Genomic DNA, 26,988 nt, shown 5'->3' on the forward strand with positions numbered 1-26,988 from the left:
CATACAACATGACTGAAAAGATTCAATTAAGTAAAAATGATCGTCAGAAGGTGTGGTTGCGCTCCACTTTCTTACAAGGTTCTTGGAACTACGAGCGGATGCAAAACTTAGGTTGGGCTTACTCAATGATCCCAGCTATCAAGCGTCTCTATACAACCAAAGAAGATCGTGCAGCTGCGCTTGAGCGTCACATGGAGTTCTTCAACACACATCCTTATGTAGCCTCTCCAATCCTTGGAGTTACATTGGCTTTGGAAGAAGAACGTTCTCATGGAGCAGCGATTGACGATGCCGCAATCCAAGGGGTTAAAATCGGAATGATGGGACCTTTGGCTGGTATCGGAGATCCTGTCTTCTGGTTTACTGTGCGACCAATCCTTGGAGCATTGGGAGCTTCCCTTGCTCTCTCTGGCAATATTATGGGACCAATCCTATTCTTCCTACTTTGGAATTTAATCCGTATGGCCTTCCAATGGTACACACAAGAATTGGGTTACCGTGCCGGATCTGAAATCACAAAAAATATGTCTGGTGGTATTCTTCAGGACATTACCAAAGGTGCTTCCATCCTTGGAATGTTCATCCTAGCTGTTCTCGTTCAACGCTGGGTATCTATTAAATTCGCCTTTACTGTCTCTGAAGTACAACTAGATGAAAAAGCCTACATCCATTGGGATAAATTGCCTAATGGCTGGGAAGGAATCCAAGAAGCCTTCGCTCAAGTTGGAGCGGGTCTTTCCCAATCCCCAACGAAGGTAACAACCTTCCAAGAAAACTTGGATAGCTTAATTCCTGGATTGATGGGACTTCTTCTTACCTTCCTTTGCATGTGGTTGTTGAAAAAGAAAGTTTCACCAATCACCATCATCTTGGCACTCTTTGTTGTCGGAATCCTTGCTCACTTAGCAGGTATCATGTAAATATAATTGAGGCTAGGAATTTATCCTAGCCTCTCTTTTCATCAAAGGAGTAGACATGGTTCAATCTCTCAATACACAAGTTGACCTCAAAGCTCGTGGCCAATCCTATATTGGTATTGGTGGTCAAGTCGGAAACTTTTTAGTAGGCGATAAAGCTCTTGAATTTTATAGTGACCGCAATGTCCAGGATTTTATTCAAATGCCTTGGGAAAATATCCAAAATATTGGTGCTAATGTTAGTCGTGGTAAGGTTAGCCGGCATTTTGAAGTCAATACAGATTTAGGAAATTTCAGATTCTCTTCCCCAGACTCCGGTCGAATTCTCAAAATCGCTCGTCAACACATCGGGGATGAGAAAGTCCTTCGCCTACCTACCTTGGTCCAAATGACCTGGAAAAAAATTCAGCAAGCGCTTGCCAAAAAAGGCTAGTTTGGATATAATGAAACAAACGGACAAGTACTCTTATATTCTTCTTTTAGAGAGTCTGCGGTTGCTGCAAGCAGATAGAAGAGAAAGACGAAATTCTACCGTTGGATTTTTTTAAATAAGCAATCAAGGCACACGATGTGAAGTTGGATGGAACCGCGTTTCGACGCTCCAACACAAGCATTCGTGTGTTTTTTCATTAAAAGGAGGTTTCTATGTTAGATTTGAAACAAATTCGCAACGATTTTGCTGCAACCCAAGTAAAGTTGGCTACACGTGGAGTCGACGCTACTATCCTAGACAAAATGAAGGAATTAGACGAACAACGTCGAGAGCTTCTAGTCCAAGTTGAAGAAGAAAAAGCTAAACGGAATACCGTTTCCGCTGAAATAGCACAGGCTAAACGCAACAAAGAAAATGCAGATGACAAGATTGCAGCCATGCAAGCTCTATCTGCCGAAATTAAAGAGTTGGATGCACGCCTAACAACCATTGACCAACAACTTCAGGATATTCTCGTAACCCTTCCTAACCTTCCTCATGATACAGTACCAGTTGGAGAAGATGAAGAAGATAATGTGGAAATTCGTCGTTGGGGTCAAGCACCTACATTTGACTTTGAACCTAAAGCTCACTGGGACCTAGGGGAAGATCTCGGCATTTTAGACTGGGAACGTGGCGGTAAGGTGACTGGAGCTCGTTTCCTATTCTATAAAGGACTAGGAGCTCGTCTTGAACGTGCACTCTACAACTTTATGTTAGATGAGCACTTAGCAGAAGGCTACACTGAAGTCATCCCTCCGTATATGGTCAATCACGATTCTATGTTTGGAACTGGGCAATATCCAAAATTCAAAGAAGATACCTTTGAATTAGCAGATACCAACTATGTATTAATTCCAACTGCTGAAGTCCCACTCACGAACTACTACCGTGGTGAAATCTTGGAAGCTAAAGAGTTACCAATCTACTTCACAGCCATGAGTCCATCCTTCCGTTCTGAGGCAGGTTCAGCAGGACGTGATACCCGTGGTTTAATCCGCCTACACCAGTTCCATAAGGTCGAAATGGTCAAATTCGCCAAACCAGAAGAGTCTTACGAAGAATTGGAAAAAATGACTCAAAACGCAGAGTCTATTTTGCAAAAACTAGGCCTAGCCTATCGTGTTTTAGCCCTCTCAACTGGGGACATGGGCTTCTCAGCTGCTAAAACCTATGACTTGGAAGTGTGGATTCCAGCTCAAAATACCTATCGTGAAATCTCCAGCTGCTCCAACACTGAAGACTTCCAAGCACGTCGAGCTCAAATCCGTTACCGGGATGAAGCAGATGGCAAGGTTAAACACGTCCACACCCTAAACGGATCCGGACTAGCAGTTGGCCGAACTGTCGCAGCTATCTTGGAAAACTATCAAAATGCAGATGGTTCTGTCACCATCCCTGAGGTACTCCGTCCTTATATGGGTGGCATTGAAAAAATCGTAGCACCCTAACAGACCTTAACAAGTGAGCCCTAATCCCAGCTCCATTAGAGTCTGTCCTCCTTCCCCATAAAGAAAAACCTTTCTCCAAAGGGATACTATCAGGTTGTGATTCTAGCGGTCTCACTTTTAAAATCCTCTATGACTGTCCAAAAAGTCATAGAGGATTTTTTCTTCATAAATGCTCCTCTTGTCCTTGTAGACTGTTTTAAGCTCATTTGTATGAAGTAGTGCCCTAACTTTGGTATAATGATAGCAATTGAAAAATAGTAAGGATGAATTATGAAACTCATTTCATGGAATATTGATTCGTTAAATGCAGCTCTAACCAGCGATTCCGCCAGAGCCCAATTATCACAAGCAGTTTTACAAACCTTGGTTTCTGAAGATGCAGACATTATCGCGATTCAAGAAACAAAGCTCTCTGCCAAAGGCCCTACCAAAAAACATCTGGAAATTTTAGCAGATCTTTTCCCAGACTATGAAAACACTTGGCGCTCTTCTGTTGAACCAGCCCGCAAGGGATACGCTGGAACCATGTTTCTCTACAAAAAAGAACTGGAACCTGTGATCACTTACCCTGAAATCGGAGCTCCTTCGACTATGGACTTGGAAGGCCGAATCATTACTCTCGAATTCCCTGAGTTCTATGTCACTCAAGTCTACACCCCTAATGCTGGAGATGGTCTCAAACGCTTAGCAGAACGCCAAGTATGGGATGCCTGCTACGCAGATTATCTTGCAAGCCTCGATCAGAATAAGCCCGTACTGGCAACTGGTGATTACAATGTAGCCCATAACGAAATTGACTTGGCCAATCCTGCCTCTAATCGCCGTTCTCCAGGCTTTACAGATGAAGAACGCCAAGGCTTTACCAATCTCCTAGCCAAAGGCTTCACCGATACCTTCCGGCATCTCCACGGTATGGTTCCAGACCACTATACTTGGTGGGCACAACGCAGCCGGACTAGTAAAATCAATAACACTGGCTGGAGAATTGATTACTGGTTGATCAGCAATCGTTGGGCTGATAAAGTACAAGAATCTCGTATGATTGACTCCGGCGCAAGACAAGACCACACCCCTATTCTGCTAAACATTGATTTGTAATAAAAGAGACTGGGCAAAAACTAGCAATTTCTGGCTTAGCTTGAAATTTGAATAAATAGAAAACAGCTTAGAATCAACGTTTTTAATAACGTAATTCTAAGCTGTTTTCTATTTCGAAGGCTTTTTGCCCAGCCTCTTTTTAATCCCATAACCAATCCCGCAAGGCTGGCAGACGATGCTCCTATTTTTATAAGAACACGCGCCCCTTTATCTGATATCTGCTGCTATTACCTGTGATTCCATAGGTTGAATTCGCTAGATAAGAAATAAGTGATTTAGGCATTGAGACCGCGCTACAGTAAATACAAATAGTTAATCTTCTCACGTCTTGGAGAGTCCGGCAATAACACCCTTGTAGTAAGTAGCAGATGAAATAGGCTTTTCCTAAATCTTATTCTCGTCTCATTCTTGCCAAGTTTAAGCTAGGGCTATGATCTTTAAGCGCAAAAGATTCCAATTGGTTTACCTGAGCTCGAAGCTTATTGGCCTCACTACTTGTTAGAAGACCTTCACGTTCGTAGTCAAAAATAGCCTTTCTTTCCAAGTAATAGGCATTGAGCATCTCTCTAGAATGGTAGGCCTGCTCGCGGAGCAAAATGCGATTCACAAAGCCTCCATCTCCAATAATGGCTGTCTCTCGAATCCGCCATTCTTGCACAAACTGGATCAAACTATCATGATAAACACCACGCAAATCCTCTAAAGCGTCGACGATAATCTCTGTATTCTCCAGATACAAAAGAGCCAAATCATCGGCATCATCACGACTTAAGCGAGGACCTCCACCAGCTAGCCATTGACGACTGCTGGCACCAAAAGTCACAATTTCATGAAGTAAGAGCCGAGCGAGTCGGAAAATAACTAAAAAGATATAGGTTAGACTGGAAACGAGAGAACGATTAATCCGTCGTTCCATGCTCCTTAGGTAGCGTTGATAAGCAAAATAAGCCTGCTCCGTTACAAGTCCTTCTTCATAGGCCTGTTCCAAACCATCATTCTCAACACTCAAAATCAGAAGCATCAAGTCTGTCCACTCTTCCTGAATGTCCTTGCCTTCCTGAGCAATGGTTAACTGGACCAAGCGCTCATTATAGTTATCCAGCACCATATAGAGTGTTGATTTAGCCCGAGTATGGTAGAGCTCCTTCTCCAATTGCTTCATAACATCTGTTAAAATCGCAATCTCAATCAGATTTTCAGTTTCTTCCTGACTAGGCTCTGCCAAGTATGGCAAAATAAGAAGTCCAATCAAAAAACTCAGAATAGTCACTCCTGCTACTAGAAACAGTAAAATAGGGTAACTGGTTTTTAATTCGTTTGGCAAGAGAAGAATGGTCGCGATAGAGACCGTCCCTTTAACCCCAGAGAAAGCTAAGATTAAAAGATCTCGTCCATTTTCTTTTTCATCTTTATCAAAAACAAAAAAAGTGTTATAAGCCCAAAGCATGATATAGCGAAGAGCAAAAAGCGCTAGGGTCAGTACTACACAAAGACCCATGACTAATAAATCATTGTAGAGTGGGCTCTTCAAAATAGGTTCAAAAAGAAAAACCATTTCGACTCCAAAGAGTAGAAAGACCGAACCATTCAACATAAAGGTGACAGCCTTCCAAACCACCTCCGTAGTCTCAGATACCTCGGCTTCCAAAGGATTAATCCGTCGGAAACGACTAGCCTTCAGAATACCAGCCACTACAACTGCGATAATTCCAGAAACATGAAATTCTTCCGCTAAAAAGAAGGTCAGCAGTGGCAAAGCTAGTTCCAACAAGAGCTCACCAGCTACATCCACCGCATTGAAGCGCATGAGTACATTGTGCAACCAACGATTCAGCAGGGCCGTAAAAATACCGACGACAAAGCCACCAAGCCACTGGCATCATTGAGCAAGCCTTCCCCCTTCAGAATAGTAGTCGCCCGCTCACTAAAACGAAAACGTTGAGCCAGGGACGAGAAGGCAACCAAGTCAGTCGGCCCCAAAGCAGCCCCGACTGCAATACAAGCAGCTAGGGGTAGCATTGTCAACTGATGAGCAATCAGGCTCCCCAAGCCAAAGGTGGAGACAAAGATCACTGGAAAGATCAAAAATAGAATAATTTTCCAGTGCTTCAAAATACTTGGAATATCCGCCTCTTCCGCTTCCCGAAAAAGAAGGGGACCTATAATCAAGGCCAAAAAGAGCTCCGTATCAAACTCAAACTGTTCTTCCAATAAAAAATAACCAAGGATAATCCCCATGACAATCTGCAAAAAAGGAATCGGTAAGCGAGGAAAAACCTTATTAATCGCATTGGATAAGATAAGGAAAAGCAGGAACCCTAAAATGGTCAGCAATAATTTCATCTAGCTATTACCCCGACAAATTTTTTGGAAACGATTCTTCTCCTGATGAATCCGCTCTTGAGTTTTTTGCTCATCCTGGTGTTGAATTTTCTTAGAACATTTAGCCATTTCCAAATTCAACAATTTTTGGCGTTTGCGTCTAATTTTCCGAATCTGAGAAGTTTCCATCTCTACCAGCTCCGGTCCCAGTTGACGATCACGATCCGTACGATTACGCAAGCGTTCCATTCGTTCTTCAAAAAATGCTTTATCCATGTTTCTCTACTTTCTTTTCAATCATTATTAAAAAAGGAGGGCAATTTCGCTGATTCAAAGTCCGGTATTCCAAAACGGTATAGATTTCTTGAGGCAGCTCTTGAACAAATTCTAGAAGAGCGTCTTTCTCCTCTGAGCCACCCGGATGGCCCCAGTAAACCATGATCGCAATCCGACCACCAGGAAGTAGGATATGACAAGCTGCTTCTACTGCCGCCAAAGTCGTCTCTGGAAGTGTCACCAAGTTCTTATCCGCAGATGGAAGATAGCCCAAATTAAAAATCACTGCCTTGGCCTCTTCTACATATTGAGCCAAATGTTCATGGCCAATCAAGTGCAACTGGACATGATGTTGACCAGACTGTTCCAGACGTTGCTGGGTTTGAACAAGGGCTTTTTCCTGAATATCAAAGGCATGAACCTGACCACTAAGCTGTGCTAAAAAGAGGGTATCATGCCCATTTCCCATCGTAGCATCCACCGTGGTATCTTCTGGACCAATAACCTGAGCCAGAAATTCATGGGCCATGTCTAAAGGTCTTTGGACCATTTTTCTTCTCCCTACCTATTTTTTAAAGATGTTCCCATTATATCATTTTTCAATAAAAAGAAAGCAAGATAACTCAAAGGCTATCTTGCTTGTTTGCCTGTAAAACGCCAGCGAAACCGGAGTCTTTGATAGGCAGGCATTTCTAAACATAAGATTCCACTCCCTAGTAAAAGACTACCAATCACATCACTCGGATAGTGGACACCTAAGTAAACTCGAGAGAGTGGTAGGGCTAAGATTAGGAAAATGAATAATCCCTGCAGAAATCGTCTGAGTTTTCCCAGATGAATAGTCTGACTCACAATCACCAGTAAAGAACCAAGCACTAAACTCGCAGCTAGGGCATGGCCACTTGGAAAAGAAAATCCGTTCTCCACAACCAAATGTTCAATACTAGGACGAGGACGTTGGTAAATATTTTTAAGGATAACTACCAGAAGTCCCGTAAGAACTAGATTTCCAACTAGAAGTAGACTCTCACTATAGTAACGTTTCCACAGGAGAAAGACTGAAATCAATGTCACCCAAGTAATAATCACTGGCATATTCCCAATCTTAGTCAAAGTTGTAAAAAAACTTGTTAAGCTACTAGGAAGATCGCCACGAATAGCTGTTTGAAGCCCGCTATCAAAAGCTACTAGGTTCTGAGGGTAAAAACGAACCGTATAACCCAAGATGACAAAAAGTAAGAGGCAAAAACTCCCCTTTATCCAGAATTCCTGTCTATTTTGCATAAATTTTCATCACAGGTTTCATTAAAGCCCAAACTAACCCAAAGCTCACTGTGTAGACAAGACCCGCAACCACATTAAAGGGAAGAACCATGGCTTGTAAATAAGGACCGACTCCAATAATACTTGCAATATCAAAGCCAGCAAAAGTCGCATATAATGGAATCGCATATACATAGTTCATTGCTAGCATTACAAGTGTTAAAGCAAGTGTTGCCAAGCCCCCTGCTAAAAGATACTGAACATAAGAATCTTTTTTACGCCAAACCAAGGTAAGCACGAGTATAAAGCTAAAGACCGCCAACATATTCATTGGGAGTCCAATCATTGTTGAAACGCCCTGATTATTGAGAAGTAATTTGAGGAGCGAGCGTAGGAAGAGAACCAAACTAGCTTGTTTAAGACCAAATAATTCTAAGGCTACTAGAATTGGTAAAATACTCAAGTCCAACTGTAAAAAATCAGCTCCGGGAATAATCGGCATAGCGAAAAACATTAAAATAAAGGAAAGGGCAGAAAGAACTGCTACAATGGTTAATCGTCTAACTGGAATCATAAAATAACCTTTCTATTTTAGCTTGTCTTGCTCATAATAATGAACAGCTTCCAAACCATTAAAATCCTGTTGCCGTAAGGCCTCATAGACTACCATACAAACCGAATTGGATAGATTTAAACTTCGAACATGATTATCATTCATCGGAATTCGAATGGCTTGCCTACGGTATTGTTGTAAAAACTCTTGAGGCAGTCCAATATCTTCCCGTCCAAAGATAAAAAAGATATTCTGCCCAATCGAATATTGCTTCTCTGCATAGGTGTATTCCGCAAATTTTGTCACAGGATGCAGATTTTCTTCCCCATGCTGCTCTAAAAAATCCTCTAAGGAATCGTAATGATAGATCTCAAGCTGATCCCAATAATCAAGACCTGCTCGCTTCATCTTTTTATCATCTAGGGGAAAACCTAAGGGATGGATTAGATGAAGAGGACTATTTGTCGCCGCACAGGTCCGAGCAATATTCCCTGTATTCTGAGGTATCTGCGGTTGATACAAAACAATATGGTTCAAGGATACTTCCTTTCACGTAAAAAAATAGCCACACTATCCGGAGTCAAGCTCAGCGGACAATGTGGTGCGCTCATCTGATTAACTTAGATCACAACAGGTCTGAGCTAAATCAATCAAATTACATTCTAAGTATACCACGTTCCGCTTATCTGTCAAGCCTCTTGACTGTTTTTTTGAAAAAAGTAAATGAATCTGGAAGGGAATCTTCTCCCCCCTGAGACCAGGGATGACAGGATAGAATTCGCTTCCCCCCTAAATAGAGCCCCCACAAACCATAGGCCTCCAAAGCTTGAATCATATACGTCGAACAGGTCGGACGATAGATACAAGACGGGGGAAAGAGGGGAGAAATCAAGCGTTTGTAGAGCTTCACCAAAAAAATGAAAAGACAACTCATCGTTTTCTTTTCCCAGATTTCTTGGGAGTTACAGCTAGATTATGTAGTTGACTTACTTCTTTTTTATTTAAACGTCGGAATTCTCCTGGACGTAAACCAGATACATCTAGATGTCCAAAACGAGTCCGAGATAATTTATCAACTTGAAGCCCAACAGCTTCAAACATTTTCTTAACTTGATGGTTTCGTCCCTCATGAATGGTTAATTCAACCACTGAACGATTTTTTACCGGGTCAACTTTCAAGATATGATAAACAGCTGGCTTGGTTTTTTTCCCTTCAATGACAACTCCCCGGGTCAAGGGACGAAGATTTTCCTTAGTAGCCAAACCTTTCACACGGGCCAGATAGACCTTGTCAATCTCATTTCGAGGGTGAATCATCTCATCCGTAAAATCTCCATCATTGGTCAATAACAAGACCCCACTGGTATCCCAGTCTAGACGCCCAACAGGATAAATCCGCTCCTTGACTCCTCCAAAGAAATCTAAAACGGTTGCTCGCCCTTTATCATCACTGACACTCGAAATAACTCCCCGGGGTTTATTTAGAAGGTAATAGACTTTTTCCTCATGGTAAATAGGCTGACCTTCCACTTCTACTCGGTCCCCTTTTTTCACAGTCGTCGCCAATTCCTTGACTACTTGACCGTTAATGGTTACGCGCCCCTGCTTGATTAGTTCTTCTGCTTTTCGACGGCTGGCAACTCCAGCATGGGCTATGTATTTATTAATTCTCATTTTCTCCCTCAATTCTAAATAAGGACTGCTCTTGTTCTTCTTCTTCCTCTACTTGAACCTGTGGAAGATCCTCCAATTGATTCATTCCCATATAGTCCAAAAAATAGTCTGTAGTTCCGTATAAATTGGGACGCCCTAAAGTCTCCTTTTTACCAACCTCTTTGATTAAGCCAAATCCTTGTAACTTGCTTAAAGCGCCGCTAGAGTTAACCCCCCGAATAGCATCAATTTCAATCCGAGTAATCGGTTGTCGATAAGCAACAATGGATAGAACTTCCAAGCTAGCTCGGGAAAGAGACTGCTGCATCGGTGTCTGTGCATAGGCTTCCAACAAAGAAGCAAAGACTGGTTTGGTCACCAAGCGTAAGCTCCGTTTAGTCTCGATAATCGTCAAACTAGAATCAGGATTCTGGTCATAGGATTGGATTAAAGCCTCAATCAGAATTTCAAGCTGGGCTGGAGCTACATCCAACATAGAGGCTAAATGAAGGCGATCCACTCCATCCTCACCAGCTGTAAATAAGAGAGCTTCCAAAGCCGCTAATTGACTCATAGTACCTGTCCTTCTATCCATATTTCATCAAAAGTTTCAGCCTGATGAAGGCGAATCTCTTGGATTTTCACCAATTCCAAACAGGCTAAAAATTGTGTAATCATTTGGGAAAGTGATTCAGCCTGAGCTAGAAGTTTACTAAACGCTAATTTTCCCTGAGACTGGAGCAAACCTTGGCGAACCTGTTCCATAGAATCTTCAATCCGAAAATCATCCCGCTCTACCGTTGTCTGACGACCTTGGCGTTTCTTTTTTTCCTGCCTTAGAAGGTGTGAAAAGGTCAAAAAGAGATCCATCGAAGTCACATCCTGATTCAATTCTACAACTTCTGAAACTAAGGGACTGGAGGGATGGCTGTAATAACGAGAACGATTCTCATGTTGTTGAGCCAACTCCTGACTAGCCGCTTTAAAATAGCGATAATCTTCTAATTGTTGAAGCAAGTTCTGCTCCATATCCTCCACCAGCTCATCCTCCTCTTGACTTTGAATCTGAGGCAAGAGCTTGCGACTTTTCAATAAAATTAACTGGCTGGCCATCACCATGTATTCAGAAGCTACTTCTAAACGTAAGGCTTGGAGGGTTGAGAGGTAAGCCAGATACTGCTCAATCACTTCTAGCAAGGGAACATCATAAATATCCATTTGGTAGCGAGAGACCAGATGTAAAAGCAAGTCTAGGGGGCCCTCAAAATCTTTGATTTTTATTTCCATTTGCGATATTTCTCAATACTGTGTAAGGAGCGAAGACCTAGATTATCCGCAATCGTTAGCAAATCCACTCCAGCTTTCAATTCTTTAAAAATATATTGCTCTCGTAAACTTTGGGGAGAATGTTGCATGAGCCCCTGCTCCTCCAAAAAAGCTTTTATCTGCAGGAAAACCCACTGACGTGTATACGGTTTTCCTTGATGTTCAAAGAGATATCCCCCTTGCCCTTCCTGGACGAGAGCTTGTATCAAGGGTTGGCTCACCTCCAAGACTCTTCGTTTACCGCTTTGCCCCACCTGCAAGAGTCCTAGGACAGGCTCCAAATCCGATTTCTTCAACTGAATAATTTCGGTTGGCAACAGCCCTGTTTCTAAAATCAGTGCTACCAGAAGCTGTCCCTGAGAATATTGGGTCGTTGTCTGAAACAAATCCTTAGCCAACAATTCCTGATCAGGAGCACTTGGTTCCTCTTGACTTTTCAACGGCGGCAAATCCAAACGATAATACCGGTCAATATGCCCCTCCTGGTAAAGAAAGAAGAGGAATTGATTGATAGCTGACAGTTTTCGACGCTGAGCCGTTACACTTAAGGAAGTCAAGGAATCCCTGTAAAGCTTCAGACCTATGTCATCTACCGTACCCCCCAAACTACGTGCTAATTGCTGTAGATCCGATATATAAGCCGCTTTGCTATTGTTTGACAGTTTCTTTGTTTCTAAAAAAGACTCAATCCACACTCTCATTTAGGACTCATTTCATAATGCTGACCAAAATCATGGAGCAGGGCATTGGTTGCTTTCAAAATCGACCTGCGTGCAATGATGCCTTCCAAAATACCTTCGGCATCTAAAACAGGAAGAAAGGACTCGTCTACCAACTTGTGAAAGACTTCCGTCAGCGTGTAACCAGGCCCCAAGGTGAGACCATCTCGTTTGACCATATGAACAATGTCCATATCTGCAAGCTCTACAGCTGAAAGATGATGCTGCATTTGATAACCCAGGATATCGGTCAAGGAGATTGTCCCTATATATTTTCCGTGATCTGTTACTACAGGAATCCGTGTATAGGTAATTTGGCTCAACAAGAGAATCACATGGTCTACATTATGACTATCAATCACAACCGCCAAATTAGCAGCAGGTGTTAGGAAGGTGGACTCTTGTGCCTTCAAATAGTCCTCTAAGGGTTGTGCAATCATTTAATCGTAAACTCCTTGCTTAAGCTAGGGAAGAGTTCATGATCTCGTGTATAATAATCAACTCGAACCTGATTGCCTTCAAGGGTTAAAACCGCGTATAGACGTTCCAAGACAAGTCCCCTCGGTTGGCTAACAGAACCGGGATTCACATATAAGATTCCCTCTTCCTGATAGGCTGCTGGTACATGAAGATGTCCATAAAGACAGATACTCGCTGCTTCTTCTTGCGCCCAATAGGCCAATTTATCCATTGTAAAATTAATATTTTGCAGGTGACCATGGGTCTGGACAATGGTATGCCCATCCAAGTCCACACTGAGACGTTCCGGATAGCCTGCAAAAAAATCCATATTTCCAGCAACAACATGGATACCATCCCAGACCGAATCGTCCACTTCCAATTCTGAATCCCCATTATGAAAAATCAAATCAGCCTTGTCTTGCCATTGTTCTTTAATGGCTTGTACAATACTGCGATCTCCATGAGAATCACTCATTACAACTACTGTCCGTCTCTCCATGATGGAAATACCTCCACTAATTTCTGAACAGCTTGGGCCCTATGGGACTGCCGATTCTTCTCCTCCATGCTTAACTGGGCAGATGTTTTTCCAGTCTCCCCAATAAGAAACAGAGGATCATAACCAAACCCATTCTCACCCTTAGGTTCAAAGGCAATATAACCCGGCCAATCGGCCTCAACAACTAAAGACTCCTTCCCAGGAGCTGCTACAACAAGGGTCGTGTGAAACTGAGCGGAACGTTTCTCTGCTTCTAAAACCATGGCCAATTCATGCAATAATTTTACATTATTTTCCGCATCCGTAGCTTTAGGACCCGCAAACCGGGCACTCCAAACTCCTGGTAATCCCCCTAGCACATCGACTTTCAGACCGGAGTCATCGGCCAATACTAAGGTACCTGTCAAAGCCGCAATTCCTTCCGCCTTCAGCCGAGCATTCGCTTCAAATGTTGTCCCCGTTTCCTCAATTTCAGGTAAATCTGGATAAGCATTCAGATTTTCCACCCGGTAACCAAGAGGCTCAAAGATTTTCTTAAACTCAGCAGTTTTGCCCTCATTACGTGTCGCAATCAAGAGGGGCTCTAATTCTGCTTGCCCAAAAATCTTATCCAACTCTTCGCCACCCTCCGGTAACACCACATGCAATAAACGCCCCTCTTCCACAACCAAGAGAGCTGTACCTCGGCGTTCCAAGCTCAGATGCCTATCTTCGCTCCTATTAATTAAGTCCACCATAAACTGTGCCAACTTTTGGGCTGAGGACCATTGGAAAATTTGAACTTTAAAGCCATTTTTTTGAGACAAATATTGAAAAGGAGCAAGGAAATGATAAACCTGATCTTCCTGATCAAAAGCGAAACTTAAGTGAGGTCCGTCTGAAACTTGTGCCACGTACCAATCTTGGCTATCACGAAATTCTACTAATTCTTGTGTCATAAATCTATATGCTCCACTCTTACTTCTTCTTCTAACCAAGTCTGCGCTAGCTGAGTAAAAGCTACTGCATCCCCTGTCGTATAAAAACTATGCTGCTGTTTTTTTAAGTTACGTCCACGATTGATTTCAAAATAATTCAAAAGAACTGAAATATCGCGAACACATTCTGCCCCACTATCAATCAAGGTTACATCTGGCCCCAAGGCATTCTGAATTACCGGCCGTAGCAAAGGGTAGTGGGTACATCCTAAAATCAAAGTGGATACTTGCCCTTGAAAATCTTTCAATTGATCATAAACAACCTTTTTCGCTAAACTAGAGGATAGCTCATTGGCTTCGACCAACGGTACAAAAGGAGGGCAGGCCTGACTCATAACCTGAGCTTTAGGATCCAAAGATTGAATCTTCTGGCGATAAATATCCGAGGCTACCGTCATTTCCGTAGCAATCACGCCAATTCTTCCATGATGGTTCGCCTTAAGGGCTGCTGAAGCACCTGGAAGAATAACTCCAAGAACCGGAATATCCAAAGCTTCTTTAATTTCTTCCCAGGCCACGGCTGTTGCTGTATTACAGGCAATGACGATCATTTTAACATTTTTAGCTTGTAGAAATCGAACTAGTTCCCAGGTATACTCCCGAATTTCTTCAGCTGCCCGAGGGCCATACGGAGCTCGGGCAGAGTCTCCTATATAGATAACTTCTTCATCCGGAAGTTGGCGCCGTAGCTCTTTCACAACTGTCAAGCCACCGACTCCCGAATCTAAGAAACCAATTGGACGATTATCCATGCAATCCTCCCTTTATTTAGCCTAGAGGCTATTCTTCAACAGTAGTCCATTTTTTCATATGAAAACGAGGAGGCCGAGACCTTTGTCTCAGCCTCACTTGTTTATTTCTTGGCTTGTTTTTTCTGTTGGTTGACAATTTGTTGGTATACTTGGTTCACACGCGCCTCACTTGGTTTTTGCCCCATTTGTCCCATCATGACACGAAGGGCATCCTTATTCAAACGAGGATATTGCGCCATTTCCTGCTCCACTTGACGACGTGTCAAATAAATACCTAGAGCTACACCTCCAATAAAGAACACTACGATTAAAACAATTGCTAGCCAAAGAGCCATAATTCAATTCCTTCCTCTTTCAAACATTTCTCCTTATTATACCAAAGCTAGAGGTCTTTTTCAAAAAGAAAAAGACCTCTGAGCCGAAAGCTCAAAGATCCAAATACTAATCACGATTTCCAGCAAAAATACGGAGAATACTCAAGAATAAGTTAATAAAATTCAAATAGAGGCTAAGAGCCATTGAAATCGCCCAGCCCGTAGATATCTGTCCACCAGATTGGTCGTAGACTTGACGAATCCGTTGGTTATCATAGGCTGTTAATCCTGCAAAGATAACAACCATGACAAGACTCATAACATAAGACAAGCCTGCACTGCGTAAGAAAATATTAACCAAACTTGCAATCAAAACTCCAAAGAGAACCATCCGAAAAGCATGAGCCATCCCTGATAAATCACGCTTACTAAACACACCAATAGCAGCCATGGCAAAGAAAGTCAATGTCGCCGTTAAGAAAGCGGCAAATACATTCGTTTGGCTATAAGCTGCCAAAATAAAACTCAAGGTAAAGCCATTAAGGGCTGAATAAAACAAGAAAAGCGGCATCGCCATCGGATTATTTTTCCAAGCCGTTGTGGAAACAGAATAAACAAGTGCAATCTCAATAAATGAAGCTGCGTAGTAAACCCATGAATGGTGAAGCATAATATTTATCATAGTAGCTTGAAACACATACAGTAACAAGCCAGAAACAAGAGCAGAAATTCCTAGCCCCAGCCCCATATATCCATAAACTTTAGCGAAAAAACGGTTTAAACCTGTATCGGTTTGCGACATCATTGGTTGCATACAAACTCCTTATCTATTTTTAAAATGAAACATCAAAATTCCAGCAGCAATGGCCACATTCAGACTCTCTGCTTGGCCAGACATAGGAATATGGACTGTTCGATCCGCCATCTGATGAGCCAAATCAGAAGCCCCTTGTCCCTCATTTCCCATCAGAAGAATCAGATGTTCAAATGGCGGCAAATCCACATAGCTACTCGAATGATCCTTTAGACTCGTCACTAATAGAGGAGCATGGACTTCCTGCTCAAGATCGTCTAAAGAACATTCTAGAATAGGCAAATGCCAATGACTACCCTGCATCGACCGCAGGGTCTTGGGGCTATAGATATCGGCCGTCCCAGGACTGACCAGAACTCCTGTAAAACCAGCAGCATCGGCTGTACGGATCATAGTCCCTACATTTCCAGGATCTTGGACTTCTTCCAAATACAGCCACATCCCCTGACTCACATCGACAGATGGTGGATCTTCACGCTTTACCTCTGCAACAATTCCCTGAGGGGTCTTAGAATCGGCCAATTCTGCTAGAATCGCCGAACTCACTAATTGATAGGGAAGACCTTCCGGTAAACGTTCCAATTCTTCCTCTATGACAAAAATCGGACCAAAGGTAACTCCAGCTTGGTAGGCCTCTTCAAATAGATGCCAACCTTCAATCAAATAAGAATCTTTACGATGCTTTTTCTTCTGGAGTTTTTTGACCTTTTTAATCAAGGGATTGGTTTTAGAGGTTATAATAGTCATAGAAAATATTATAGCACAAAAGGAGAATCTTATGAAAAAAGTACGAATAATTGTTCAAGGACGGGTCCAAGGAGTCGGCTTTCGTTGGGCTGTCTGGGAACTTGCCAATAGGATAGACGGTATTACAGGCCGAGTTTGGAATAGAGACGATGGCTGCGTCGAAATTCTAGCAGAGGCCAAAGATCCTAGTAAGATGGCTCTTTTTATTCAAGAAGTGAGAAAAGGACCTAGTCCTTTTTCCAAGGTGACCTATGTTGACGTTAGCATGGCTAATTTCCCCTCTTATCAAGATTTTGCCATTCAAAACTAAAGGTCAGACTTAGGTACTATTGTAATCTAAGCTTAAAAACAGTAAAATGAAAAGAGTAATAATTTAGAAAAGGACTATGAACGTGACAATTAGAAAAAAATTTGCTTCTGCAGGACTCCTTGCTTCGATGCTAGTCTTGCTCTCTGGCTGCGTGGGCCGTGATGCCAACGGAAATCCGACTGGCCTTATCTGGACACTCTTGGGACAACCCATGAGTACACTCATTACCTTCTTTGCTGAAAATCAAGCTTTAGGGTATGGGGTTGCAATCATTATTGTAACGATTCTTGTTCGTTTGATTATCCTGCCACTCGGGCTTATGCAATCGCATAAGGCAGCTTACCAAGCTGAAAAAATGGCTTATATGCAGCCCATCTTAGCTCCTATTCAAGAGCGGATGCGAAATGCCCAAACCCAAGAAGAAAAATTACTGGCCAACCAAGAATACATGGCTGCCCAACGAGAAAATGGTCTCAACCCCTTTGGAGGGATTGGCTGCTTGCCACTCTTAATTCAAATGCCCTTCTTCTCTGCTCTCTTCTTCGCAGCTCAACATACACCAGGAATCTCAGGAGCTAGCTGGATGGGAATCGCTTTGGACTCTCCAAGTATGCTCTTGACAATCCTTACAGGTATCCTCTACTTTATTCAATCAGCTTTAACCTTGGTTGGAGTTTCTGAGGAGCAACGGAAACAAATGCAATCCATGGTACTCGTCAGTCCTATCATGATTATGTTCTTCTCCTTTAGTTCTCCTGCTGGGGTCGCACTTTACTGGCTCGTCGGTGGTTTCTTCTCCATCATCCAACAATTAATCACCATGTATGTAGTACGTCCTCGCCTCCGGAAACAAGTAGCTAAGGAATTTGAAGAAAATCCTCCAAAAAAACCAAGTAATTTGGGAACTGTTTTCGGCTCAGCTGCTGGATCAAATCCAATTAAAGACGTCACTCCACCAAGCACGCAAATTGACAACAAATCCAAGCAAAAACGAAACGCAGGGAAGCAGCGCTCACGTTAATCACAAAAAGAGGCTAGGTAAAAGACTTTAAAATACAAAACAGCTTAGAATCGATAGGATTCTAAGCTGTTTTATAATCAACTGAAACTAGAATGGGACAAAAGAGCCTCAAGAAAAGTATCGTAATTTGGCAATACTTTTCTGAGATGCTTTTTGATGTGAGCCCATATTTTTTCGATGGGATTGTACTCAGGTGAGTATGGAGGGAGAGGTAAAAGTTTATGTCCCTGCTCCTCACATAAGGATTTTATACTACTCATCCTATGGAATCTTGCCTTGTCCATAATAATAACAGAAGGTGTATCTAAAGCGGGTAATAAGAACTGTTGAAACCATGCTTCGAAAAAGTCACTTGTCATCGTATCTTCATATGTCATCGGAGCTATAATCTCACCATTTGTGAGACCTACAACTAAAGATATTCGTTGATATCTTCTTCCAGAAACCTTACCTTCTATCAACTGACCTTTCATGGAACGACCATATTCTCGGTAAAAATATGTTTCAAATCCTGTCTCATCAATATAAACAGGAGTCAGATGTTTTAAACTAGTAAATTCTTTAAGGAACAGTGCTACTTTTTCGGGGTCTTGTTCATAGTAAGTACAACTCTTTTTTTTCGAGTATATCCCATAGCTTTAAGAGCGTAATGAATAGCTGTTGGATGACAATCAAATTCAGAAGCTATTTCAGTCAAATAGGCATCAGGATGAGCTTCAAGATAGGCTTTTAGTTTATCTCTATCAACTTTTCTTGGTTTCGTCCCTTTCACCTGATGGTGAAGATCGCCTGTTTTCTTTTGGAGTTTTATCCATTCATAAATGGTGTTGCGCGAAATTTGGAAAATCTCAGCGGCTTCAGAAATATTACCTGTTTTATCACAATAGCTGAGAACTTTTTTACGGAAATCTATTGAATAAGCCATAAAGATATTCTATCATAAATGTACGGATTTTGTTTCATTTTAGTATATAAAATGCCTCTTGGAATCCAAGGTTTCCTCAAAAACACTACAAAACCCTCACTGGTATCAACACCAGATGAGGGTTTTGTGCTTTAGGTTCATTTATTTTGATTTTTTCACAGATACGATTTTAACGTCGTAGCTGCCGACTGGGGTTTGTACGGTAACCGTATCTCCAGTTTTACGACCGATCAACGCTTGTCCAATTGGGCTTTCGTTGGAGACCTTGTTCGCAAAGGCGTCCGCACCTGCAGAGCCGACAATCATGTAAGTCTCAGTATCTGTTTCACCCACTTCTTGAATGGTTACCGTTTTTCCGATAGCGACTTCGTTTTTAGCCACTGAATCAGAGTCTACGATTTCAGCATAGCGAATCTTGGTTTCCAAATCTGAGATTTGGCCTTCTACAAAGGCTTGCTCATCTTTGGCTGCCTCATATTCACTATTCTCAGAGAGATCTCCATAAGAGCGGGCGATCTTAATCCGCTCAACCACTTCTGGGCGGCGAACTAATTTGAGTTCTTCTAATTCTTTTTCAAGCTTTTCCTTTTCAGCCTGGGTCATTGGATAAGTTTTTTCTGCCATAAGTTCTCACTTTCTAGTTGGAACTAGCCGAAGCATTGGCTAGTTTGGAATTGACATGCTCTTCAACATTTCGATTATGCTCTTCAATATTATTAGCATAGTAGACCATACCTGTATCCACATCGGCTACAAAGTATAGATAATCTGTCTTATTCGGTTCAATGGTTGCACGAATCGCAGCCATTCCCGGACTATCAACCGGTCCCGGCATAAGGCCTTGATTTTTATAAATATTATATGGAGAATCGATATTGGTATCAATACCAGCATCTTCCGCGAGGGTTGTTTTTTGACCTAGCTTACCAATTGCATATAAGATTGCAATATTGCTTTGCAAAGGCATTTGCTGAGTGAGGCGGTTATTGAAGGCACTCGCAATATTCTTACGATCTTCATCCGTTGCTCCCTCTTTTTCTACAAGAGAAGCAAGCGTTAAAATATCATTGACTGATTTTTGTTGCTGACTGATTTGCTCGTAAAATTGAGCCATATTGGTATCCATCGCTGCCACCATCTGCTGAATCAAGCCATCAATCGTATCTCCCTCATTGTAGTCATACGTTGCTGGGAAGAGGTAACCTTCTAAACGGTATTTAACACCCGATTCTTTTACTGGAAGACTACCTAACAGATTTGGATATTTTGCAACCAAAGCCTCAATCAAGCCATCATCTTGGACTCTAGCTATAAATTCTTCCTTGCTGAAGATGCTCTTTTCTTTACCATCTTTAGAAGCTGCATTAAAGGTTACAGCCTCTGCAATTTGCTCCAGCGTATAGCCCTCAGGAATCGTAATTTTTCCTAAAGATGGTACAACGGGACTCTCTGTTCCACCTTCTTTCAACTTCTCAATGATTTCTTCAACATCCATGTTCTTTTGCAGGTTGTAATAACCGGATTGGAAATCGGAGTGATTCCGGAATTGGGTATAAAAATTAAAAACTTGCCCACTCTTAATCAGACCAGAGTCCTCCAGAATACGTCCGATTTCCCGATTGGAGGATCCAATCGGGATTTCAACTTGCACATATTCTGTAGAATCCTGATCAATTGGTCCCAAAGCAGATTGCACATAAGTATAACTAAAAATTCCAGTTGCAATCAGGCAGATAATCAATAATAAAGTGACAACCCCCACAATCTTCTTAGCAACTTGATTTTGTTTTCTACGTTTCTCTTGACGTTTATCCATATCGTCTTCTTCTCCTTGCCAGTCGACTGCTTCCACTCGGGCCAACTTCGTTTCTTTCACAGGAGCTAGGCTCTGTTTCTTATCTTCAGCAGCAAAGGAGAGAGATTTCCCTGGGGCTGCTTTCATCCGAATGTGTGATCCAGGCTGTTTTTGCTGGATAGCCTCTGCATGCGCTTTTTCCTTAGCAGCCGGAACACTCCGTTGCTTTTTCAGCGCCTCTGTCTCAATGGTCTTGGTATGTTTCCGACCAATAGATAAGGGAACCTGAATCGATTTCCCTCTCCGTTTCTTTGGAGCCGCCAAAGGTACTTGGCGTGACTCTGTGGAATGATTAGGCGCTGGCGATTTCGAAGTTTGAGACGAGGAATTTACAGCCGCCGACGGCTGATTTGATAGATTTCGACCTTCTTTCGTTACAGGCGTTGCTGGCTCTTGTTGAATCTGACTAGCCTGCTTTTCTACAGACTTTGCTTGCGTCTGTGCCAACTGCTCCTCATACGCCTGTTGAGCCGCATTCAAAGCTGCTTGTCGTTTCTTCTTGGATTGAGAAAGGTCTCTTAAAATTTGCTCTTTAAAGCTGAGACTTTTTCGTCTTTCATCTTGGTCAGCCAAAGGCGGGCCCTCCTTCATACTAATCTAAATCATTATAACATAACGAAAGGAATTTCCAATAATCCTTACTTACCTATTTCCCATAGCATATCAAACCATTCTTCATTTGCGTAAGTAGAAGAGGACGGTCCTAATAGCTGGAATCCTTGAGCTTCATAATAGGCAATCAAATAATCATGACAGGTTAAGTTTATTCCTAAGCGGTAATCTCGTAAAACTATTTGCTTCATTGCTTCTAGCAACAAGGTACCAAGTCCCTTCCCCTGTGCCTCAGGAGCAACCGATAAACTGGTAATAGAGATATAGCCTCCTACTTCCTGACTCCAATCCTTAGCTTCATAGAAATTCCGGTCAACCAAAGTCTGTTCAGGAACTACTGGTCCTTCAAGATAAGCCAGAATGCAACCATCTTCCTCATACACCAAGAAACTGGTTTTTATATTTTGAATATGTAGCAGTAAGGTTTCACGAGGAAGTGCCTCTTCTTGTCCAAAATTTTGGACTTCAATCTCATAAAGACGGTCTATATCAGCTAAATTTGCCAATCGTATCATGCTTCCTCCAAAAAAAGAAGGGGAGGTCGAACTGATGATCGCCTCTCTGCTCCCCTATTGAATATTATTCGTTAAGTTTGCCAAGAGCTGCTCAAAGGAGTGCTCATACGTCTGGATATCACCCGCACCCATAAAGACAAAAATGGCATTGTCATGGTCAAGCAGTGGCGATACATTGTCGACTGTAATGATTCCACCTTTTTTAGCAACCTTACCGGCCAAATCCTCCACGCGCACTTGACCATTATCGACCTCACGAGCAGAACCATAGATTTCAGCTAAATAGACTGAATCTGCTAGATTCAAAGCATCCGCAAACTCATCCATCAGAGCAATGGTTCGAGTAAAGGTATGGGGTTGGAAAATAGCGACTATTTCCTTACTTGGATACTTTTGCCGAGCTGCATCAATGGTTGCGATGATTTCTGTCGGATGATGGGCAAAATCATCAATAATGGTTACGCCATTGACAATTTTCTCCGTAAAGCGACGTTTAACCCCCGCAAAGGTCTTTAAGTGCTGGCGAGCCAATTCTAAATCAAAGCCAACAGTATAAAGCAAACCAATCACAGCCGTAGCATTCATAACATTGTGTTTCCCATAAGTTGGGATATGGAATTGCCCCAGAGTTTCCCCTCGAAATTCGACAGTAAAGGTAGAACCGGTTGTCAAACGTACCAAGTCTTTCGCAACAAAGTCATTCCTTTCCGGATCAAATCCATAATAATAGATCGGTGCCTCTGCCGTGATCTTGCGAAGGAGTTCATCTTCACCGTAAATAAACAATCCCTTCTTCACATTATCCGCATAAGTATTAAAGGCATCAAAGACATTCATTAGGCTCGTAAAATAATCCGGATGGTCAAAATCAATATTGGTAATGATCGAATAAGCAGGATGGTAGGGTAAAAAGTGACGTTCGTATTCATCCGATTCAAAGACAAAATAACTTGCCTGCTCTGATCCACGACCCGTTCCATCTCCAATTAAATAAGAAGTATCCGTCATATTCGATAGAACATGGGCTAAAAGACCTGTCGTTGAGGTTTTACCGTGAGCCCCGGCAACTCCAAGGCTAGTAAATTGTTCCATAAATTCCCCAAGAAACTCATGGTAACGACGATAACTGAGGCCTTGCTCCTCTGCTGCTGCCAACTCAACATTGTTGCTTGCCTTAAAGGCATTCCCTGCAATCAATTCCAAATCTGGTGAGAGATTAGCCGCATCAAAGGGGAGAATTTTAATTCCTTCTTGTTCCAAACCACGTTGGGTAAAGTAATACTTATCGACGTCGCTTCCCTGCACTTCATAACCCATTTGGTGTAGCATAAGGGCTAGGGCAGACATCCCTGAACCCTTGATTCCGATAAAATGATAACGCTTAGTCATTTTTTCTCCTTCTCACTCGTCAACTTCCGTAAATCCAATTCTTGATTCGTTGGACGAGGAGTTACTTTCTGTTCTTTCTCTTGGTAAATTTGACTCTTTCTTAGAAAATCGTAGGAATCCGCCTTAGCTTTTGGAGTAGCACTTTTCTTTATCCTACCGCGTAAATCTGCCAGGATATAGCTCTCTTGACGCAATTTTTCCCCCATCTTGTGATAATTAGAAACGGGTTCTTCTTTGACTTTGGTTAGCCCTCCAGACAATTCCCTCCGACGTTGCAAATCTTTTCGAAAGGCTTGATTGGGTTCATCCTGAAGATAAGCCGCAGACCGTTTTTGCCGGACACTTTCTCTAGCTTCCTCGCGTCCCAAGGCTGCATCCGTTTTAAATTCGTCCGCAATCCCAGATTCCTGGACTTGATGATTGGCATTCGAAATAGGAGCCCAATCATAAATGGACTTTTCCTGATAATCACCCTTAATATTACTGATAAAATCCGACTCTTCATAGAGATTCATCGGCTGACGTTCTTCAAAAATCGGTTCTGAATCAGCCAATAAAGGAAATTGTTTATCTGCCATAGTTTTATCCTTTCAAATCTCAATTATAGCGTTTTTTCCGCGATTTTCAAGTTAGGTCCTCTTACTTTTCCTAAATACCTAAAATTTCTTTTACTTCCTCTAAGCTGAGAGCCTCATTGGTACGCCCTGCATCAAGAATTGTTCCCAAAAGATTACGTTTCCCTTCTTGCAATTCAAAAATCTTTTCTTCGATGCTTCCCTTCGTAATAAAGCGATAGACCTGAACAGGATTGGTCTGTCCCATCCGATGAGCCCGACCAATAGCCTGTTCCTCCACAGCTGGATTCCACCATAAATCTAAAAGGAAAACCGTATCTGCTCCAGTTAAATTAAGTCCCACACCACCAGCTTTCAAAGAAATCAAAACCACATCGCCCTGCCCCTGGTTGAAGGCACGACTAATGATTTGACGTTCTTGGGCCGGTGTCGATCCTTTAATCGTGAAATAGGCTATCGCTTCACGATCTAAAAACTGAGCCACTAAATCTAACATTCCTACAAATTGAGAAAAGATTAGGATTCGTTGGCCACTTTCTTTCGCCCGTTCTAGAAGAATCTTCAACATTTCTAGTTTCCCGCTCTGCCCCTGATAATCTTCTAAAAAAAGAGCTGGGCTATCGCATATCTGACGGAGACGCGTCAAACCTGCTAAAAATTCCACCTTTCGCTTACGGAATTCCTGCTCCGTCAACTCCTGCAACTCCGCCTGCATTTGACTTCTTTGAGCCAAGTACAAAGCTTTTTGTTCAGGGAGCAACTCGGTCACATAGACCCCTTCACTCTTTTCAGGCAATTCGGTTAGAATGGCCTGTTTATCCCTACGCAGGATAAAGGGTCGAATTTGTTGGACAACGGCTTCCACTGATAGCTTCAGCAAATTTTTTTTAGCCGGTAATAATCCCGGTAAAACTAAATTGAAAATAGCCCCAATTTCTTCAATTCGATTCTCAACCGGTGTCCCAGAGAGGGCAAAAATCGATTGAGCTTTGATTTTTTCTAAACTGGTATGAACCTTGGTTCGTTGATTTTTAGTATATTGGGCCTCATCTAGAATAAGAAATTTGTAATCCTGAGTCAGATAGTCCTGAACATCTTGACGAAGACTTCCATAGCTAGTCAGATACACCTGATAATCCTGCTCAAGCGTCTTTGTTCGCTCCTTCTTAGAGCCATAAACCATCCCAACTTTTAAATCAGGGGCAAAACGTCTTAATTCCTCCTGCCAATTATAGAGAAGACCTGATGGAGTTACAACTAAAGCTTTCTCTCCCTCTTTCAAGTTTAATACCAAAAAACTAATCGCTTGAACAGTCTTCCCTAAGCCCATGTCATCTGCTAGAATTCCACCAAACCCATAATGAGCTAACATAGACATCCACGCAACTCCAATTCTCTGGTAATCCCGTAACTGATCCAAAATCGGGTGTGCGACCAATGGATACGTTTCTGGATGGGCTAGGTGTCCTAACAGCTCCTCTAAGGCCCGTGAATAGCTAACCGTAGCTCCCTGTAACACAGAATCCAACCGTCCCAAAAGTTGACGTTTCACCTGAAAACGTCCTTCTTGAGAATTCCAGCTGCCATCCTCCACTGCCATAAGGCCTTGCAGTTGTTTCTGATTCTTTTCATCTAGACGAACAAGCTGACCTGCTTTGGTTTTATAAAGGTTTTCAACTGCTAAAGCCTGGATGGCTTCTTGAATCTCGCTTTCAGCCACTCCCTCAAGAGAAAACCGAACTTCCAAGAAACGCTGACCTTCCTCAATGCTAAAATCGAGTGCCACTTCTTGTCTTAGTTCCGCAAAAGTAGGTGACCAACGAACATCTGCCACGTCTTGCAAAAGTGGCAAGTGGAGATCAAAGAAATCTAGAATTTCTTCCTCGCTTAGGGGCGGTCTCCTCCCAACCATGCTTATCGGTAGATTTACTTTTGCTAGAGTTTGCTGATAAGCTGTTAATTGTTGGTAATCCAATACCAGACCAGCTTCAAAAATCTCCTGTTCACTCGTAAAAACCGCATCACCAATTTGATACGTGGACTGGCTGATTAGCCATCCTAAGGGATCAATATCCAAGTAAAGGGAAATCTCGAAATCTCTTGGCTCCAACCCTTCCGGGAATCTTAAATTTACAAGACCTTTTACCCTTTCAAAAAAAGCAAATAATCGACTCAACTGCTCCCTTCCAAATCGTAAGGAATCTCCAGCTAATTCAAGCAGCTGAAAATGAGACTGGAGGTGTTTTAAGAGCTGAGCCTGTGGATAAGCAATCACAAAGAGCTTCTCTTGATAGTAGAGCAGCTGATGCTCATAAAGACTGAGAAAGTCCTCTACTTCTAAATTCAAGGTATACGCTTGATGATTTCGGCGTAATTCCATAGAGTATGGACTCAGATTCTCTTCCAAATCTTGAAAACTCACCTCTCTCAGCAGTCCTAGACCCAAATCCAATTGAAAATGAGGTAACTCTTGAAAGAGAGGTAAAACCTGGTCTAAAAGCGGCAAGGGTAACAGTAAGTAACGTCCATCATTTAGGAAATACGGATTTGGCGAATAGGTTGATTCTTGCTTTAGACCTACCAAAAATGACAAGACTTTACGACTAGCCACATCTAAAAAATCCCAACTTAAACGATCAAAGGCAAGGTGACGATTCAGACGAAATCCTCTTCCCTGCTCCAAACGAAACAAAAATTCTGGGATATCTCGCACGATATAAGATTTAGAATCTCCATAACGCAATTTAAAAGTCCACTTAATACCATCTTGACAATAGGCGATTTCCCCCTCTACACTCAGACTAAGCTGAGTCGGATAAGAACGGGCCTCAAAAAACTCTTGTAAGAACCTCTCCCCTTCTTGGGAAAATAAAGCAGCCGATTTTTCTCCTGCCAGCATTCGTTCTGGGGAAACTTGGGAAACCATTTCTTCCTGCTCCCGCACAAAAACTTCCACAGCCGCGATATGGACACAATAGCCCAATAAAGCAATATCCGAACATGAACAATAGTCTTGTTCTCCTATTACTGAAAAGTGAACCTCTTCTGCTAAAACTTGGAAGAGTAGTAGATCATTTTGATACCCTTGAAACTCAATTTCTCCCGCTTGATACAGTGCTTTCCCTTCTTGGCGCACCTTTCCAGGAATCATACGCATCGTTATTTCCTCTC

General features: G+C 42.3%; 30 protein-coding genes and 1 pseudogene. 6 read left to right on the plus strand and 25 right to left on the minus strand.

Going from position 1 to position 26,988, the window contains the following annotated elements; translation table 11 throughout:
• Nucleotides 1-8: 8 nt before the first annotated feature.
• From E4T71_RS00720 to E4T71_RS00735, 4 genes are all read left to right on the plus strand, one after another.
• On the plus strand, nucleotides 9-920 hold the full coding sequence (locus E4T71_RS00720) for a PTS system mannose/fructose/sorbose family transporter subunit IID (RefSeq protein ID WP_135035381.1): 912 nt from the start codon (nucleotides 9-11) through the stop codon (nucleotides 918-920).
• A 55-nt stretch (nucleotides 921-975) separates the two neighbouring features.
• Nucleotides 976-1,350: a DUF956 family protein gene (locus E4T71_RS00725; protein WP_135035384.1), complete on the plus strand. Its 375-nt coding sequence runs from the start codon at nucleotides 976-978 to the stop codon at nucleotides 1,348-1,350.
• Nucleotides 1,351-1,562: 212 nt separating this feature from the next.
• Entirely contained in the window at nucleotides 1,563-2,840 is a 1,278-nt protein-coding gene (serS, locus tag E4T71_RS00730) for a serine--tRNA ligase (RefSeq protein WP_135035387.1), read from the plus strand.
• Between the two features lie 270 nt (nucleotides 2,841-3,110).
• The gene (locus tag E4T71_RS00735) at nucleotides 3,111-3,938 is read left to right on the plus strand and encodes an exodeoxyribonuclease III (protein WP_135035390.1); all 828 of its coding nucleotides are present in this window, start codon (nucleotides 3,111-3,113) and stop codon (nucleotides 3,936-3,938) included.
• A gap of 391 nt (nucleotides 3,939-4,329) precedes the next feature.
• Here the strand turns inward: E4T71_RS00735 and E4T71_RS00740 are convergent.
• The 18 genes and pseudogenes from E4T71_RS00740 to E4T71_RS00825 all read right to left on the minus strand — a co-directional run bounded on the left by E4T71_RS00740 (nucleotide 4,330) and on the right by E4T71_RS00825 (nucleotide 16,615).
• Nucleotides 4,330-6,281 (minus strand): annotated as a pseudogene (locus tag E4T71_RS00740) (cation:proton antiporter).
• Nucleotides 6,282-6,536, minus strand: coding sequence for a hypothetical protein (locus tag E4T71_RS00745; RefSeq protein WP_135035393.1), 255 nt, complete (start codon nucleotides 6,534-6,536; stop codon nucleotides 6,282-6,284). It lies immediately after the preceding pseudogene.
• Nucleotides 6,529-7,086 (minus strand): class I SAM-dependent methyltransferase, encoded by a 558-nt coding sequence (locus E4T71_RS00750; RefSeq protein WP_135035395.1) that lies wholly within the window; start codon nucleotides 7,084-7,086, stop codon nucleotides 6,529-6,531. Before E4T71_RS00750 ends, E4T71_RS00745 begins: the two co-directional genes overlap by 8 nt.
• 80 nt (nucleotides 7,087-7,166) lie before the next feature.
• Nucleotides 7,167-7,820, minus strand: a complete 654-nt coding sequence (locus tag E4T71_RS00755; RefSeq protein WP_135035398.1) for a phosphatase PAP2 family protein — start codon at nucleotides 7,818-7,820, stop codon at nucleotides 7,167-7,169.
• Nucleotides 7,810-8,373: an ECF transporter S component gene (locus E4T71_RS00760; protein ID WP_135035401.1), complete on the minus strand. Its 564-nt coding sequence runs from the start codon at nucleotides 8,371-8,373 to the stop codon at nucleotides 7,810-7,812. Before E4T71_RS00760 ends, E4T71_RS00755 begins: the two co-directional genes overlap by 11 nt.
• Before the next feature lie 12 nt (nucleotides 8,374-8,385).
• The gene (locus E4T71_RS00765; protein WP_135035404.1) at nucleotides 8,386-8,889 is read right to left on the minus strand and encodes a tRNA (cytidine(34)-2'-O)-methyltransferase; all 504 of its coding nucleotides are present in this window, start codon (nucleotides 8,887-8,889) and stop codon (nucleotides 8,386-8,388) included.
• Nucleotides 8,890-9,034: 145 nt separating this feature from the next.
• Entirely contained in the window at nucleotides 9,035-9,286 is a 252-nt protein-coding gene (gene yidD / locus E4T71_RS00770; protein WP_135035407.1) for a membrane protein insertion efficiency factor YidD, read from the minus strand.
• Nucleotides 9,283-10,026, minus strand: a complete 744-nt coding sequence (locus tag E4T71_RS00775; protein WP_135035410.1) for a pseudouridine synthase — start codon at nucleotides 10,024-10,026, stop codon at nucleotides 9,283-9,285. The genes yidD and E4T71_RS00775 overlap by 4 nt, the downstream gene beginning before the upstream one ends.
• Nucleotides 10,016-10,579, minus strand: coding sequence for an SMC-Scp complex subunit ScpB (scpB, locus tag E4T71_RS00780; RefSeq protein ID WP_135035413.1), 564 nt, complete (start codon nucleotides 10,577-10,579; stop codon nucleotides 10,016-10,018). Before scpB ends, E4T71_RS00775 begins: the two co-directional genes overlap by 11 nt.
• Nucleotides 10,576-11,292: a segregation/condensation protein A gene (locus tag E4T71_RS00785; RefSeq protein WP_135035415.1), complete on the minus strand. Its 717-nt coding sequence runs from the start codon at nucleotides 11,290-11,292 to the stop codon at nucleotides 10,576-10,578. The genes scpB and E4T71_RS00785 overlap by 4 nt, the downstream gene beginning before the upstream one ends.
• Nucleotides 11,283-12,032 (minus strand): site-specific tyrosine recombinase XerD, encoded by a 750-nt coding sequence (gene xerD / locus E4T71_RS00790; RefSeq protein WP_135035418.1) that lies wholly within the window; start codon nucleotides 12,030-12,032, stop codon nucleotides 11,283-11,285. The genes E4T71_RS00785 and xerD overlap by 10 nt, the downstream gene beginning before the upstream one ends.
• The gene (gene cbpB, locus E4T71_RS00795) at nucleotides 12,029-12,490 is read right to left on the minus strand and encodes a cyclic-di-AMP-binding protein CbpB (RefSeq protein WP_135035421.1); all 462 of its coding nucleotides are present in this window, start codon (nucleotides 12,488-12,490) and stop codon (nucleotides 12,029-12,031) included. The genes xerD and cbpB overlap by 4 nt, the downstream gene beginning before the upstream one ends.
• Entirely contained in the window at nucleotides 12,487-13,011 is a 525-nt protein-coding gene (locus tag E4T71_RS00800; RefSeq protein WP_135035424.1) for a metallophosphoesterase, read from the minus strand. Before E4T71_RS00800 ends, cbpB begins: the two co-directional genes overlap by 4 nt.
• Nucleotides 12,993-13,949, minus strand: a complete 957-nt coding sequence (locus E4T71_RS00805; RefSeq protein ID WP_135035427.1) for a nucleoside-triphosphate diphosphatase — start codon at nucleotides 13,947-13,949, stop codon at nucleotides 12,993-12,995. The genes E4T71_RS00800 and E4T71_RS00805 overlap by 19 nt, the downstream gene beginning before the upstream one ends.
• Nucleotides 13,946-14,740, minus strand: a complete 795-nt coding sequence (gene racE / locus E4T71_RS00810; RefSeq protein ID WP_135035430.1) for a glutamate racemase — start codon at nucleotides 14,738-14,740, stop codon at nucleotides 13,946-13,948. The genes E4T71_RS00805 and racE overlap by 4 nt, the downstream gene beginning before the upstream one ends.
• 101 nt (nucleotides 14,741-14,841) lie before the next feature.
• Nucleotides 14,842-15,075: a YneF family protein gene (locus tag E4T71_RS00815; RefSeq protein WP_135035433.1), complete on the minus strand. Its 234-nt coding sequence runs from the start codon at nucleotides 15,073-15,075 to the stop codon at nucleotides 14,842-14,844.
• 106 nt (nucleotides 15,076-15,181) lie between these two features.
• Nucleotides 15,182-15,868, minus strand: a complete 687-nt coding sequence (locus E4T71_RS00820) for a Bax inhibitor-1/YccA family protein (protein ID WP_135035436.1) — start codon at nucleotides 15,866-15,868, stop codon at nucleotides 15,182-15,184.
• 9 nt (nucleotides 15,869-15,877) lie between these two features.
• A complete protein-coding gene (locus E4T71_RS00825) occupies nucleotides 15,878-16,615 on the minus strand; it encodes an RNA methyltransferase (protein ID WP_135035439.1) in 738 nt (245 codons plus the stop codon).
• A 31-nt stretch (nucleotides 16,616-16,646) separates the two neighbouring features.
• Between E4T71_RS00825 and E4T71_RS00830 the strand changes: the two genes are divergently transcribed.
• Together E4T71_RS00830 and yidC are read left to right on the plus strand one after the other, a co-directional pair.
• Complete coding sequence (locus E4T71_RS00830) at nucleotides 16,647-16,925, plus strand: acylphosphatase (RefSeq protein WP_135035441.1); 279 nt, start codon at nucleotides 16,647-16,649, stop codon at nucleotides 16,923-16,925.
• Between the two features lie 82 nt (nucleotides 16,926-17,007).
• A complete protein-coding gene (gene yidC / locus E4T71_RS00835; protein ID WP_245165699.1) occupies nucleotides 17,008-17,946 on the plus strand; it encodes a membrane protein insertase YidC in 939 nt (312 codons plus the stop codon).
• Between the two features lie 77 nt (nucleotides 17,947-18,023).
• Here the strand turns inward: yidC and E4T71_RS00840 are convergent.
• The 7 genes from E4T71_RS00840 to E4T71_RS00870 form a co-directional block, all read right to left on the minus strand.
• Nucleotides 18,024-18,871, minus strand: a protein-coding gene (locus E4T71_RS00840; protein ID WP_135035446.1) for an IS630 family transposase whose coding sequence is annotated in 2 segments (ribosomal slippage) — nucleotides 18,024-18,568 and nucleotides 18,568-18,871 — 849 coding nt in all. Because the reading frame shifts where the segments join, the coding sequence is not laid out codon by codon here.
• A gap of 141 nt (nucleotides 18,872-19,012) precedes the next feature.
• The gene (gene greA, locus E4T71_RS00845) at nucleotides 19,013-19,495 is read right to left on the minus strand and encodes a transcription elongation factor GreA (protein WP_135035449.1); all 483 of its coding nucleotides are present in this window, start codon (nucleotides 19,493-19,495) and stop codon (nucleotides 19,013-19,015) included.
• Between the two features lie 13 nt (nucleotides 19,496-19,508).
• Nucleotides 19,509-21,299, minus strand: a complete 1,791-nt coding sequence (gene mltG, locus E4T71_RS00850; protein ID WP_228062292.1) for an endolytic transglycosylase MltG — start codon at nucleotides 21,297-21,299, stop codon at nucleotides 19,509-19,511.
• Nucleotides 21,300-21,364: 65 nt separating this feature from the next.
• Nucleotides 21,365-21,853, minus strand: coding sequence for a GNAT family N-acetyltransferase (locus E4T71_RS00855; protein WP_135035452.1), 489 nt, complete (start codon nucleotides 21,851-21,853; stop codon nucleotides 21,365-21,367).
• Nucleotides 21,854-21,907: 54 nt separating this feature from the next.
• Nucleotides 21,908-23,242 carry a UDP-N-acetylmuramate--L-alanine ligase gene (gene murC, locus E4T71_RS00860; protein ID WP_135035455.1) on the minus strand — a complete coding sequence of 445 codons (1,335 nt, stop codon included), beginning with the start codon at nucleotides 23,240-23,242 and terminating at the stop codon, nucleotides 21,908-21,910.
• Nucleotides 23,239-23,820: a hypothetical protein gene (locus E4T71_RS00865; protein WP_135035458.1), complete on the minus strand. Its 582-nt coding sequence runs from the start codon at nucleotides 23,818-23,820 to the stop codon at nucleotides 23,239-23,241. The genes murC and E4T71_RS00865 overlap by 4 nt, the downstream gene beginning before the upstream one ends.
• A gap of 70 nt (nucleotides 23,821-23,890) precedes the next feature.
• Nucleotides 23,891-26,974, minus strand: coding sequence for a DEAD/DEAH box helicase (locus E4T71_RS00870; protein ID WP_135035461.1), 3,084 nt, complete (start codon nucleotides 26,972-26,974; stop codon nucleotides 23,891-23,893).
• Nucleotides 26,975-26,988: the final 14 nt, after the last annotated feature.

Origin of the sequence: Streptococcus sp. WM07, assembly GCF_004570525.1 — a bacterium.
Taxonomy (GTDB): domain Bacteria; phylum Bacillota; class Bacilli; order Lactobacillales; family Streptococcaceae; genus Streptococcus.